This window comes from Pontibacter ummariensis, assembly GCF_900188175.1.
GTDB classification, from domain to species: Bacteria; Bacteroidota; Bacteroidia; order Cytophagales; family Hymenobacteraceae; genus Pontibacter; species Pontibacter ummariensis.
This window is the reverse complement of sequence record NZ_FZOQ01000001.1, coordinates 293,493-306,817: the sequence shown is the minus strand read 5'-3', so window position 1 is coordinate 306,817 and position 13,325 is coordinate 293,493. Positions and strand designations below refer to the sequence as shown.

The following is a 13,325-nucleotide window of genomic DNA, read 5'->3' as shown; positions in this document are numbered from 1 at the left end:
GGCCATCTTCTTTAAATCTCCTCATCTCCAAATTTTAAATTTACCTTATGGACTTTATAGACGACGAGTTGCTGCAATACGCCGAAGAGCACACCTCCCCCGAAAGCGAGCTGCTGCACAAGGTAAACCGCCAGACACACCTCAACGTGCTGAAGCCACGGATGCTCTCCGGCCACCTGCAGGGCAGGCTGCTATCGTTATATGCCAAAATGATCCAGCCAAAACAGATCCTCGAGGTAGGTACATACACCGGCTATTCTGCCCTGTGCATGGCGGAGGGGCTACGGCCTGATGGCACCCTGCACACTATTGATATCAACGAAGAGCTTGAAGAGCGGGTGCGGGGCTATTTTCAGGAATCCGGTTATGGCGATCGCATTCAATATTATATAGGCAATGCCCTGGAAATTATCCCAACCATAGCCGCAAGCTTCGACCTGGTATTCTTGGATGCGGATAAGATAAACTACGGCGCCTACTATGACCTGGTGATCGACAAAATTAACCCGGGCGGCTACCTTATTGCCGACAATGTGCTGTGGAGCGGCAAGGTGCTGGCGAAGTACCGCCGTAAGTTGGACGAAGACACGCAGGCGGTGCTGGACTTCAACCAAAAGGTACATGCCGATGAACGGGTAGAGAATATCCTGCTACCAGTGCGCGATGGCCTGATGATAGCCCGCAAGAAATAACAGAGGAAAAGGAGAGCCCGATAAAAGGCTCTCCTTTTTGCTTGGAGCCCTCGCCTCCTTCACTACACCTACTCTACTCCGCCTCATACTAAGCGTACGCCACCCTCCGCCAGTTTACGCTGACTTTTCCCTCGTAAAAAATAATGCAGGAACTTGGCGAAGCGTTTTATAATACGAGGCAAATTGCGTTAATTTTGCATCTGCTATATTCTATCTTAAACTGATTAGCATAGAGCTATTTACCTGTCTTCCATTTAACAGGTAGTAGAGCAATCTGACTTGAGTTAGCCAAACTTAATACCCTTACCCATGAGGAAATCCCTTACAAGCCTTTTTACCCTCCTGCTTTTACCCTTGCTGGCTTTTGCACAGGCCATTACGGTGCCCAATAATATTTACTTTGCTGACATCCATTTGCGGATATCAGACAGGGCTCAGCAGGAAATACAGAAAAAGGTGGATGCCCTGCACCGCAACCAGACCTATTTTAAGATCAAGGTAGACCTGGCGGATGCCTATTTTCCGATAATTGAGCGTGTTTTTAAGGAAGAAGGCGTGCCAGACGATTACAAGTACCTTGCCCTGCAGGAAAGCGGCCTGATCGGCGATGCCGTGTCTACCTCCAATGCCGTGGGCTACTGGCAGTTTAAGCGGGAGGCCGCTTCTGATTTTAGCCTGCGCATGGACCACGTGGTGGACGAACGCCGGCACATTATTGAAGCCAGCCGCGCGGCTGCCCGCTACTTTAAGCGCAGCAACAACTATTATAACAACTGGTTTAACTCGCTCCTTTCCTACTACCTTGGTTACACTGGCGCCAAGAGCTATGCGAAGCCCTCGGATAACGGAGGGAAGAAGATGGACGTGACGGAAAAGTCCCACGAATACGTGCTGACCTTCCTTGCCCACAAGATTGCCTATGACAGCTTTGTAGGAAAGGCCTCTCCTCCGGCTACTTCACTCCGGGAGATGCGCGCTACCCCGGGTCAGAGCCTGGCCGATATCGCCCTGGCAACTAAGACAGATTACGCAGAGCTGGAGCGCTACAACAAATGGTTACTGGGCAACTCCATCCCCTCCGATAAGGATTACTACGTGCTGGTACCTGTGCGAAGAGGCAACAGCGACGGCGATTTGCTTGCCTCCCAGACGACAAGCAGCCCCATTGCCAGCTCTAAAGCCCGACAAAGTGCGTCTGCTGCCCTTGTGAAGCGGAACGGGCTTAATGCCCTGATTGCCCGGGAAGGAGACACAAAGGATAAGTTAGCCTTGCAGGCCGGGATCTCAACACGACGGTTCCTGAACTACAACGACATGCATAACTTTGATCCGATAGTAGCCGGCTCAGCTTATTATATCGAGAAGAAGAACACCAGTGCCGAGGTAGAGTACCATGTGGTACAACCGGGAGAAACGATGCAAATGATCTCGCAGCACTATGGCATCCGGCTAGGTTACCTGCTCTTTAAGAACCGCATGAGCCGTTCCGAAGTACCTGTGCCAGGACGCGTTCTGTGGCTGCAAAAGCGAAGGCCGTCCACTACGCCGGTGGAGGTGCGCGACTTAAGCCAAAAGCAAGGTGTTGCCAGCAACAAAACCTCTGCCAGTCCTGCACAGGAAAGCCAGCCTGCTGACGAGCACAAAGAGGAAGCCCCACGCGAGAACATCTTTACCAGGTTCATCAACAGCTTGAAACGGGACAGGCAAGGCGAGCTGAAGCACCAGGAGGAGGAAGAAGAGACAGCCGCCGCAGCGCCGGCACCTGCCGCGCGTACAGCACCTAATGCTACAAGCACTCCAAAAGAGACGACAGTAGTAGCAGCAAAAGCAGGAGCGGAAACAACCGAAGAAACCGAAACGGCACCTGCTGCACGGCCTGCTCCTAAAGCAACGAAAGAGACCGTTCTTTACCCTGATTCTAAAACACAGCCCTCTGCTGCGCAGCAAGCACAGCCTGAACAAGCCCCTGCTGTGGCACAACCAGAAAAGGAGCCAGCGTATGAGGACGATGTGTGGCCGGCTGTTAACGGCAATCCAACTTCTACGGCAAAGTCTTCAACTGCCGCTGGCTCTGTACCGGCTTCCGATACCAAAGCAACTACCCATGTGGTAAAGCAGGGCGAGACCCTGTACGGTATTTCTCGCATGTACGCCGTGACAATCAACGATTTGGTAGCATGGAATAACCTGGGCGATGCGTCGCTGAAGATGGGACAGGAGTTAGTGATTGCAGCACCGCTGAAGGAGCCGGAAGAAAAGGAGGAAACAGAAACTCCTGCTACCTCCAGCGCAAACAGCTCTTATCATACCGTTACTGCAGGCGAAACCCTCTACCAGATTTCAAAAAAATACAATGTAACGCTGGACGACCTGCGTACCTGGAACAGCCTGGTGGATAACAACATTAAGCTCGGCCAGGAGTTGCGCGTAAAAGCCCCTGCTGGTACTGCGGCCCCTGTAAAAAGCACTGAAACAACCGCCACACCCAAGGCTGGCGCATCTCCTGCCAATAGTTCCGCCTATCATACGGTAGCTGGAGGTGAGAGCATGTACCAGATCTCCCGCAAGTACGGTGTTACCATCAAGGACATCATGGAGTGGAACAACAAGTCTGACTTTTCTGTGAGCGTGGGCGAAAAGCTGTTGATCAGAAAGAAGTAGCTTACGAACACTCTGAATCAGAACAAGGAACAAGCGGGGAAGCGACATGTGATCGCTTCCCCGCTTGCTTTTCCTACTCCTCTTCATTCGGGTTTGTGAGGCTGGAGGCTGCCTGCAGACCGGTGGCAATCTCGGGTACTATGCCGAGGCGCTCGTAGATAGGCTGTACCATGCGGCGCAGCTTCGGCCTGTTAACGGCAAAGGGGATGATGCTTACAGCACAGAGCAGGCCACAGCCCGCCAGGGTATAGGCAACTCCAATGTACTCGGCAACAGAGCCAGCCAGCATACTACCTATGGGCGCTGTTCCCATAAAGGCTGTCGCATACAGGCTCATGACCCGCCCTCTTTTATCATCGTCCACGATCGTTTGTAAGAGCGTATTGCAGGAGGCCATCGTTACGATCATGCCAAACCCACTGAACAGCATGAGCACCAGCGACAGCAGCAACACTTCGGAAAAGGAAAAAGCGATAAGCGCGAAACCGAATAAAAGCATCGTAAAGATGATCACTTTGCCCAGCCCCTCCACCGACTTCCGCTGGGCCAGAAAGAGAGCTCCGCTCAAGGCACCCAGCCCCGAGGCCCCCATCAAATAGCCCAATGTGTTAGCGCCTCCCTGCAGGATATCGCGGGCAAAAACGGGCAGCAGCACGGTAAACGGCATCCCAAAAAGGCTCAGCAAGCCAACAATAATAATCAGTGCACGGATGGGCGGAAAGCCAAAGGCATACTGAAAGCCGTCTTTCAAGGACTCCCACACCTTCCGTTCCTGGGCTACCCGCTCAAAAGGCTTCAGGCGCATGAGCAGTAGGGAGCCTATCACAGCCAGATAGCTAATAGCGTTTATCAGGATACACATGCCCTCCCCTACTGCTGCAATGATTAGTCCGGCAATGGTCGGGCCAACCAGGCGGGCCATGTTGAACATGGAGGAGTTCAGAGCGATGGCATTGCTGATGTTGTCCCGCTTCTCTACCAACTCTATCACAAAAGCCTGGCGGGTGGCAATATCGAAGGCATTGATGATGCCCAGAAAGGCGCTTAGCGCCAGCACATGCCAGATAGCAATGGTGTTGGTGAGCACTAATATGGCCAGCGTAGTTGCCTGCAACATAGAAAGGGCCTGCGTCACGAGCAGCACTTTGTGACGGTTGAACTTATCGGCCAGCACGCCGGCAAAGGGGCCGAGTAAGAAAGAAGGGATCTGGCTGGAGAAGGTCACCGCCCCGAGCAGGAAGACGGAGTCCGTCAGGCGGTACACCAGCCAGCTTAGGGCTACCTGTTGCATCCAGGTGCCGATCAGGGAGATGCCCTGCCCCACGAAAAAAAGCTTGTAGTTGCGCGAGCTCAAGGCCCGGAACATATTGCTTAACTTACTTCCTGCGTTTTCTTCTCCCATTTTTCTTTCTTCGCTGCACCTGCGCCGCCTGCTTCCTACTTACGTAAGCTTCAAGTTTAAGAGTTTTAGTTTATCCAACAGAAACAGCGACAGGCAAGGGACTAATCAGCCTATACTTTTGTTATGCCAGTAGCTGCTTTTCGTTTGGGCAGCCGTCTGAATTTGCGTACTTTTAACATCCCAATAAGACCTATTAAGGCTAGTGCTTTGATACTTTAAAGGTCATCTAAAATTCATCATTCGTCATTCATAATTCTCCTAAATGCCTGTTTATTCGCATTTACATACCCATACCCAATACTCCCTGCTCGACGGGCAAGCCAGCATCAGCGCCTTGATGAAAAAGGCGCAGGCGGATGGCATGCCTGCCGTTGCCATGACCGACCACGGGAACATGTTTGCCGCCTTCAACTTCGTGGCCGAAGCGAACAAGTATAACGTGAAGCCGATTGTGGGCTGCGAGTTTTACCTGGTGAACGACCGCCATCAGAAAACTTTCAGCAAGGAGGTAAAAGATGTGCGCCATCACCAGCTGCTGCTTGCCAAGGACCAGGAAGGCTATCAGAACCTGGCCAAGCTTTGCTCCATGTCCTACATCGAGGGCATGTACAGCAAATGGCCACGCATTGACAAGGAATTGTTGCTGAAATATAACAAGGGGCTGATCGCGACCAGCTGCTGTATAGGTGCCGAGGTACCGCAAGCCATTCTCTGGAAAAGCGAGGAAGAGGCTGAGGAGATCTTCAAATGGTGGCTGGATGTATTCGGAGAGGACTACTATATCGAGATACAGCGCCACGGCCTGCAAAACATCGATGGCACCGGCAAAAGCCAGGAAGACATCAACCAGGTACTGCTGAAGTGGGCGAAGAAGTATGATGTGAAGGTGATCTGCACCAACGACTCCCACTACGTGGACCAGGACGATTGGAACGCCCATGACATCCTGTTGTGTGTGAACACCGGCGAGGACCAGTCTACCCCGGTGGGGGATTTCCAGACAAAGTATTACCGCTTCCTGTCTGATGACCAGAAGGTGATCTATGACACCGTGGAGAACGTGCGGCAGAAGTACAGCAACCAGGCCAGCGTGCGCCAGATGCTGCAACGAATAGACGAGGCTGGCCCGAAGACCCGCTTTGGCTTCCCGAACGACCAGTTCTATTTCAAGACGCAGGCCGAGATGAACGAACTGTTCAAGGATGTGCCGGAGTCAGTGGACAACACCAACGAGATTGTAGACAAGATCACGCCACCCAAGCTGAAGCGCGATATCCTGCTGCCTAACTTCCCGATACCGCCGGAGCACGCAGGCCCCGATGCTTTCCTGCGCCACCTCACGTACGAGGGAGCCAAAAAGCGCTACACCGAAATAACACCTGATGTAGAGGAACGCCTGGACTACGAGCTGCGCATTATCGAGACGATGGGCTTTGCCGGTTACTTTCTTATTGTGCAGGATTTCATTAACCGTGGCCGCGACATTGGCGTGTTCGTGGGCCCGGGGCGTGGTTCAGCAGCCGGTTCGGCGGTTGCTTACTGCATCGGTATCACCAACATCGACCCGATCAAGTACAACCTGCTGTTCGAGCGATTCCTGAACCCGGAGCGTGTGTCGATGCCCGATATTGATATTGACTTCGACGACGTGAACCGCCAGCGCGTGATCGATTACGTGGTGGAGAAGTATGGCAAGACCCAGGTAGCCCAGATCATTACCTTCGGTACCATGGCGGCTAAGTCCTCTATTAAAGACGTAGCCCGCTCTACTTCTTTGCCATTGGCCGATGCCAACGAGCTGGCCAAGATGGTGCCGGATACGCCGGGCACTACGCTGGCCAAAGCGTTTATGGAGAACCTGGACCTGGCCGCCATCCGGGAAGGAGACGACCACCGGGCTGCTGTACTGAAGCTGGCCGAGAAGCTGGAAGGTTCGGTACGAAACACCGGTATTCACGCGGCAGGTGTGATCATTGCTCCGGATGATATCACCAACTACATCCCGGTTTCGACTTCCAAGGACGCTGACCTGCTGGTAACGCAGTTCGATGGCAAGGTGATCGAGAGCGCTGGCATGCTGAAGATGGACTTTCTGGGCCTGAAGACCCTGACCATCATCAAAGATGCGCTGGAGCTGATCAAGAAGAACCACGGCATTGACATCAACATCGATGAGATTCCGATCGACGATGAAAAGACCTACCAGCTGTACCAGCGCGGGGACACCATCGGTACGTTCCAGTTCGAGTCGGAGGGGATGCGCATGTACCTCAAGGACCTGCAGCCGACCAACATCGAAGACCTGATTGCCATGAACGCCCTTTACCGCCCGGGCCCGATGCAGTTCATCCCGAACTTTATTAACCGAAAGCACGGGAAAGAGGAAGTGGAATACCCGCACGAGCTGCTGAAACCGATCCTGGAGTACTCCTACGGGATTATGGTGTACCAGGAGCAGATCATGCAGACGGCACAGATCCTGGCCGGTTACTCGCTGGGTGGTGCCGACTTGCTGCGCCGCGCTATGGGTAAGAAGGACATGAAGAAGATGGCCGAGGAGCGCGAGAAGTTTATTGCCGGTGCCGCTGAAAAGCACAACATTCCGGCAAAGAAGGCCTCCGAGGTGTTCGACGTGATGGAGAAGTTTGCCCAGTACGGCTTCAACCGCTCCCACTCTGCCGCTTATTCGGTAGTAGCTTACCAGACGGGTTACCTGAAGGCCCACTACCCGGCCGAATACATGGCCGCCGTGCTTACGAACAACATGAACGACATCAAAAAGGTGACGTTCTTTATTGAGGAGGCGCGCAAGCAGAGCGTGGAAGTACTAGGGCCGGACGTGAACGAGTCTTTGCTCAAGTTTAACGTAAACGAAAAAGGCCAGATCCGATTTGGTTTAGGTGCCATAAAAGGTACGGGAGAAGCAGCTGTAGAGGCGATCATCTCAGAGCGCGAGGCGAACGGCCTGTACCAGGATATCTTTGACTTCGCCAAGCGCATTAACCTGCGGGCTGTAAACAAGAAGACTTTTGAAAGCATGGCCCTGGCCGGTGCCTTCGATTCCTGGGAGTTGTATCACCGTGCCCAGCTGATAGAGATACCAGAAGGCGAAAACATGAGCTTGCTGGAGAAAGCGGTGCGCTACGGAAACAACTACCAGGCAGAGCAGCAGGCTGCACAGCAATCCTTGTTTGGAGGGAGCGCTGCCGTAGCAGCCCCCTTGCCTAAGATTCCAGAGGTTCCTGTGTGGACACAGGCCGAAATGCTCCGCCGGGAGAAAGAAGTGGTAGGCTTCTACATGTCCGGTCACCCGCTCGACCAGTTTAAGCTGGAGATAGACTCTTACTGCACCTGCCCGTTAAACAGGATCGAAGAGTATAAGAACCGTGACGTAAATGTGGCGGGCATGGTGACGGATGTAGTGATCCGGACTGCCCGGAATGGAAACCCTTTTGCGCTGTTTACCATTGAGGACTATGACACCTCCATGCAGATGGCGCTTTTCGGGGAAGACTACGTGAAGTTCTCTCCCTACCTGAAGAACGGTTTGTACCTGTTTATCCGCGGCAAGGTACAGCTGCGCTATAAGTCCGAAGACCAGTGGGAACTGAAGCCACAGAACATACAGCTATTAGGCGACATTACCGACAAAATGGCGCAGGGGGTACAGCTAAACATTAACCTGCAGCACTTTACGCCAAACCTGGCCGATGCACTGGAAACAGCTATCGCCGGAAGCCCAGGCCAAAAGAGACTGGAGATCACCCTGCACGTGCCGGAAGAGAAGCTAGCCCTGCCCACCTATTCCCGTAAGTACCGAATCGATCCGAAGGTGTTCCTGACCTCGATCAAAGACCTGGGGCTCGGCGAGTGTAAATTGATCTAGATCAGGATTTACAGGATTATTGAATACACAGGATTTAGGTCCTATAGCTGATTAAAGTATGAAAAGAGGTATGCTGCGGCGTACCTCTTTTTGCTTATCGTGTTTCGCTCTTCCGGACTAGGAAGTCCGCTTCAGGTTGGCTTCGGACTCAGAAATCCGAAACAGCACAGAGTTATTCAAAGTATAGTAGGCGAAACGCTACCCTTCCCCTGTCCCTTTCCTTTTACCTGCTCAGCCACTCCCCTCGCCAAGTTTTCAAGCTGCAGCTTGCTTCGGAAACTTTTATTGACAACATTTGTTTGTACAAACAACTTGCACCTAGTAGGCAGATATGCCGTATGAAGTATAAGTTTATGATTAGAGGTACAAACGGCTTTTACACGACAGCTTGTCAGGAGAGGAGAGTTTGGGCAGATATTTGCCAAACCTATAATTGTTACTATATTTAAAAACAGAATTTAACACAACCAAATCGTTAAAGTTATGGCTAACAAAGCAATAGAAATTACAGACGCGAATTTTGATGAGATCATCAATTCAGATAAACCCGTACTAGTAGACTTTTGGGCAGAGTGGTGCGGACCTTGCCGCATGGTAGGCCCGATCGTAGAAGAATTGGCTGGTGAATACGAAGGGAAAGCTGTTGTGGGTAAAGTAGACGTAGACGCTAACCCCAATACCTCCGCCAAGTTCGGCATCCGCAGCATCCCTACCCTGCTTGTTTTCAAAAACGGCGAGGTAGTAGACAAGCAAGTAGGCGCTGTGCCTAAAAATGTGCTGTCTCAGAAGCTAGAGTCGCAACTGGCCTAAGCTATACCGTATAGCATAAACAGAGAAGCCTTTCCTTATAGCAGGGAAAGGCTTCTCTGTTTATAGAGAGGTGCTGTCTATGGCTTTTGCTTGACGGAAACCTCCAGCCGCACCATCAGGTTCTGGTTATACTTCTCTTCCTCATTTCTCCCCTTGTGCTGGCTGGGCTCCACTTTAAACCAGGTTGGCTCATCTGTCAGGAAGCGGTACACATAAAAAGGGCAGTTATCACACTCGTTTGTCATGCCAACGTAAGGCCCCGTGTCTTCTTTTCGGGCCTGCGGCCAGCCTACCGCCGCAAAAATGCCTTCTTTCGGCAGTGTCAGATGGTAGCCGGACACATCCACCCAGTGCCAGTAGGAGTTTTTTTCCGGCTGTATCACAATGGGCTGGGGCAAAAGCAACTCCCCGGGGAGCCCTTTTGCGTTTACTGCATACAAGTAAATCCGTAGCTTGTTCGGCTTTTTGAAAAGCTCCAGAAAAGTATGTTTGTGGTAGATATAGATGCCAACCCTATCGATAAACCCCTCTACCCCGCTCGAGGGTACCAGGAAAGCGGTTTGGTAGTTAGGGTATGCCCTGCTTCCTCCATGACCATAGTCTGCCTTCTGCTTGTGGGTTCCCAATACTACTTTCGCATGGTCCGGTCTCACCACTACCTCCTTCAGGTTTGTCTTATTCTGCCCGAAGCAATACAAGCCCATAAAGAACAGAAGCCAGGTTAAGCAGTATTTCATACTGTGAAAGTAACATTATATCCTGACAATGGAAAGGCGCCGGAATGGCCGTCACGAACTAAAAAAGTGGGTTTACGAAAAAGCTTTGTTTTAACTCACTTATCAGACTTCGTGACAATGCTGATGTCCCCGTTTCGCTCCAGGTAGGCTACTTCGATTAAGTCTAAATCAGGGCTGCAACCGGAATTGCGCAGCGCCTCCCGGAGGTCTTCTTCGGTAACGCTGGAACTGCGCATGGCCTTCTTCTGCATTTCCCCATCCTTTACCAGCACCATAGGGCGCCCTTTGATCATGTTCCCAATCCCAAAACTGCTGTGATAGGAAATAGCTGCCAGGCCTTTGTGCAGCAATACGAGGGTAAGTGCCGCCACGAGTGTAGGCACGAAAGGAGCATTGCCTGTAATGGCCCGGCTCAGCACAGAACCATAGATAATACCCAGGACAATATCAAAAATAGTGTTCTTACCAAAAATGCGGGGGCTCCCGGTGCGCACAATAAACAGCGCCGCAAAGAAAACAATGATGGCGCGCAGGGCCATTTGCCACCAGTTTATATCCTCACCGCTTCCTAGGAAAGTATCTATATATTCCTGCATACCCTCCTGAAACGAAAGCCGTTTCAGGAGGGTTGTAGCACCTGTTTTAGCTTGCCTCCCCGCAGTCGCAGATGCTCTTATCCAGGCTGTAGAGCAGCTCAAAGTTGCCCGCCACCTCGCCCATCAGGCGCTCAAGCCTCGTATTATACTCCTGCACTTTCTGGAGCCTTACCTCTTCTGGTTCCTGCTTGTTGAGTTCATCCAGCGCTTTGATGGTCGTGGCGAACTCCTTGCTCTTCTCGTGCACGCGATTCATGTAGGCGTCTGTGCCCTGCTTGGCGGCAACGGCTTGCAGGTTATTCTGAATGCACACCTGCTGCTTCAGGTACTTAAGCACTGTCTGTTCTGCCTCCTGGTTCAACTCCTCCTTTTTCTTGAGGGCCTGCTTCAACTTAAAGCTTTCGTAGCGTTTGTTATAATCTGCAATGGTTTCGCGCACCTTATCGCGGCAGGACTGGCACTTGCTGGTGGTCGCCTTCTCCATCAAAGCGTTACGATGCAACAGCGTTTCATCAGTGGCCACGGTCTCTTCCAGCCGTTTTACCTCAGGTGCGAATACCTCATTGTACTGCTGGTCCTCCAGCCGTTTAATAAGCCTTATGATAGCCTCCCCCTCTACAGAGGCTGACAGGAACTCTGGTTTAGGGAGCTCTACAGCATAAAGCCGCGTCAGGGCAGCTTCCCGCTTCTCGGGCGTGTTCCATGATCTGGAGTCGCTTTCCAGGTCGCGCAGGGTGTTTACCAGCAGCTTTCCGTTCTTCAGGTTGTGGTCTCCCTCCAGGTACAGGTCTGCATTGTTCAAAATACTTAGATACTCAGGTCTGAAGATGTGCTGGTAGGTGCTGTTGTCCTTAAACTCCATCTCGCGGGCATCCCACGTGGCCTTCAGGCGCTTGTACTCCTGTACAATGGCAAACAGGTTCTTGGCGTTCACCTCAGGGCTGTTGTTGCGGTAATTCAGGCGATAGATGTTCAGGTTTTGCTTCATATCCGCGAACACACGCAGAAACTCAACATACAGCTTCTCCTGCCGATACGTCTCATCGTTCACGAGCTTGTGCTCATAGGCATTCTGTATCTTCTGCTTTCGCTTCTCGATCAGCTCCTGCGTTACCTCATCGCCTGTCAGCACGTCCATCTTATACAGCGATTTATAGTTGGCCACCACCATAAAAGGGTAGTCCTTATAGCCGATCACCTCCTCCAGCTGCTTTCTGTCGAGCCTGTTCGGGTGCTTCTGCAGGTAATCTGCCAGCTTTACCGGCTTAATGCTCACGGCCTTCACATCGCTGGGCACAAAGACATATATGCGTACCGAATGCAGGCGCGTGTCAAAGTCCTGCCCCTCGTACAGCCGGATCGTGGAACTGAACTTATACTCCCGCTTTCCGCTCCGGGCATTAAGCAGGTTCCCGAACTCCCCAACCAACGACAGTACAGCCGTAGAAGGATTGGCCAGCTTAGAGATGTTAACCAACTGGTTAGCCACCAGGCTAAAGACCTGGTCGCTCTCGCTGTTGGTGATGGCCTTGGCACTAATAACGGCATCAATACTCCTCTGTGAGGAAGCCAAGGGCATTTTGTCTATTACACGCACTACCTCCAGGTGATCGCTTACATGCGTCTTATACTCTTTCCGGTCGTTGTTAATAGAAAAATTAAAGAGGGGGTAAACGAGCTCATCGTTCCCAAAAAGCTTCATGTTCTTGAGCTGCGCCGTAATGAAGAGATGCTCCAGTCCACTGCCATAGTTCTTTTTCCTGCGCTTCACGCCCCGCTCCAATTCATTCAGCACACGCGTAAAGCGGTTGCCATTGTATAAGTAGATATCCGTGGAGAGGTATTGCCACTCGTCCGAGAACTCGTAGGGGTCATTGTAGCTGTACCCTAAGCGGGTCTCGATGTTGCGCTGTGCAACAGCTTGCTGGCATAGCATCAACAGGAAAAGTGCGTAAACTATTCTTTTCATAAAGTATGTTGTCGTCTTGTGCCGTATTAAGAGGTAAAGGAAAGGCGTTAGAGCTTTTTAACGCTCAAGGTAAGGCTTGCGTGCGAAATTTGATCATAAAACGGTACAAACATACCATAAAGTATATAAGATTAAGAGCTGATATGAGAAAATATGTGATGCTAGGAGTGCTACTTGTAGCCGGCTTGGGGGCTGTGCAGAAATCTATGGTCCAACATCATACAAGCCATGTTAGCAGTAGCGTCTCTAGCGCTTCTCTTTCAGAGGCCGACAAGGTAGAGCGACTGATTGAGTTTGTACGGGACATGAAAGGGGCAACCTTTATCCGCAACGGTTTTGAGCATACGGCACAGGAGGCGGCAGACCACCTGCAGTCTAAATGGCGAAAACATCGAAAAAAAGTGAAGTCCGCAAAAGGGTTTGTAGAGGAACTTGCCTCCCGTTCTGGCCTGACGGGTATTGCCTACCGGATACGCTTTCAGGATGGCACTACCCTGACCACTAATCAGGTGCTGACGCAGGAACTGGAGCGATTAGAGGAGCAACCATAGCCTGAACACATAGAACCTGGC

9 protein-coding genes are annotated in these 13,325 nt (G+C 51.7%); 5 read left to right on the top strand and 4 right to left on the bottom strand.

The window, feature by feature from the left end; genetic code table 11:
- Positions 1-47 precede the first annotated feature (47 nt).
- Complete coding sequence (locus CHB92_RS01305; RefSeq protein ID WP_089317342.1) at positions 48-692, top strand: O-methyltransferase; 645 nt, start codon at positions 48-50, stop codon at positions 690-692.
- Between the two features lie 309 nt (positions 693-1,001).
- Entirely contained in the window at positions 1,002-3,353 is a 2,352-nt protein-coding gene (locus CHB92_RS01300) for a LysM peptidoglycan-binding domain-containing protein (protein ID WP_089317341.1), read from the top strand.
- 73 nt (positions 3,354-3,426) lie between these two features.
- Here CHB92_RS01300 and CHB92_RS01295 read toward each other — a convergent pair whose 3' ends face one another.
- A complete protein-coding gene (locus CHB92_RS01295) occupies positions 3,427-4,755 on the bottom strand; it encodes an MFS transporter (RefSeq protein ID WP_218824218.1) in 1,329 nt (442 codons plus the stop codon).
- 262 nt (positions 4,756-5,017) lie between these two features.
- Here CHB92_RS01295 and dnaE point away from each other — a divergent pair, with 262 nt between their 5' ends.
- Positions 5,018-8,641: a DNA polymerase III subunit alpha gene (gene dnaE / locus CHB92_RS01290; RefSeq protein WP_089317340.1), complete on the top strand. Its 3,624-nt coding sequence runs from the start codon at positions 5,018-5,020 to the stop codon at positions 8,639-8,641.
- A 483-nt stretch (positions 8,642-9,124) separates the two neighbouring features.
- Positions 9,125-9,451, top strand: a complete 327-nt coding sequence (gene trxA, locus CHB92_RS01285; protein ID WP_089317339.1) for a thioredoxin — start codon at positions 9,125-9,127, stop codon at positions 9,449-9,451.
- A 77-nt stretch (positions 9,452-9,528) separates the two neighbouring features.
- Here the strand turns inward: trxA and CHB92_RS01280 are convergent, their stop codons facing one another.
- The 3 genes from CHB92_RS01280 to CHB92_RS01270 all read right to left on the bottom strand — a co-directional run bounded on the left by CHB92_RS01280 (position 9,529) and on the right by CHB92_RS01270 (position 12,753).
- Complete coding sequence (locus CHB92_RS01280; RefSeq protein ID WP_089317338.1) at positions 9,529-10,188, bottom strand: hypothetical protein; 660 nt, start codon at positions 10,186-10,188, stop codon at positions 9,529-9,531.
- Positions 10,189-10,283: 95 nt separating this feature from the next.
- Entirely contained in the window at positions 10,284-10,784 is a 501-nt protein-coding gene (locus tag CHB92_RS01275) for a DUF421 domain-containing protein (protein ID WP_245842240.1), read from the bottom strand.
- Between the two features lie 46 nt (positions 10,785-10,830).
- Positions 10,831-12,753 (bottom strand): hypothetical protein, encoded by a 1,923-nt coding sequence (locus CHB92_RS01270; RefSeq protein WP_089317337.1) that lies wholly within the window; start codon positions 12,751-12,753, stop codon positions 10,831-10,833.
- Between the two features lie 143 nt (positions 12,754-12,896).
- On the opposite strand from CHB92_RS01270, the gene CHB92_RS01265 reads away from it, so the two are divergent.
- Positions 12,897-13,304: a DUF5329 family protein gene (locus tag CHB92_RS01265; RefSeq protein WP_089317336.1), complete on the top strand. Its 408-nt coding sequence runs from the start codon at positions 12,897-12,899 to the stop codon at positions 13,302-13,304.
- The last annotated feature ends 21 nt before the right edge of the window (positions 13,305-13,325 follow it).

Excerpts from the sequence above, each read along its gene's own strand:
- CHB92_RS01305 (WP_089317342.1), top strand. The coding sequence starts at position 48 with ATGGACTTTATAGACGACGAGTTGCTGCAATACGCCGAAGAGCACACC.
- CHB92_RS01300 (WP_089317341.1), top strand. The coding sequence starts at position 1,002 with ATGAGGAAATCCCTTACAAGCCTTTTTACCCTCCTGCTTTTACCCTTG.
- CHB92_RS01295 (WP_218824218.1), bottom strand. The coding sequence starts at position 4,755 with ATGGGAGAAGAAAACGCAGGAAGTAAGTTAAGCAATATGTTCCGGGCC.
- dnaE (WP_089317340.1), top strand. The coding sequence starts at position 5,018 with ATGCCTGTTTATTCGCATTTACATACCCATACCCAATACTCCCTGCTC.
- trxA (WP_089317339.1), top strand. The coding sequence starts at position 9,125 with ATGGCTAACAAAGCAATAGAAATTACAGACGCGAATTTTGATGAGATC.
- CHB92_RS01280 (WP_089317338.1), bottom strand. The coding sequence starts at position 10,188 with ATGAAATACTGCTTAACCTGGCTTCTGTTCTTTATGGGCTTGTATTGC.
- CHB92_RS01275 (WP_245842240.1), bottom strand. The coding sequence starts at position 10,784 with ATGCAGGAATATATAGATACTTTCCTAGGAAGCGGTGAGGATATAAAC.
- CHB92_RS01270 (WP_089317337.1), bottom strand. The coding sequence starts at position 12,753 with ATGAAAAGAATAGTTTACGCACTTTTCCTGTTGATGCTATGCCAGCAA.
- CHB92_RS01265 (WP_089317336.1), top strand. The coding sequence starts at position 12,897 with ATGAGAAAATATGTGATGCTAGGAGTGCTACTTGTAGCCGGCTTGGGG.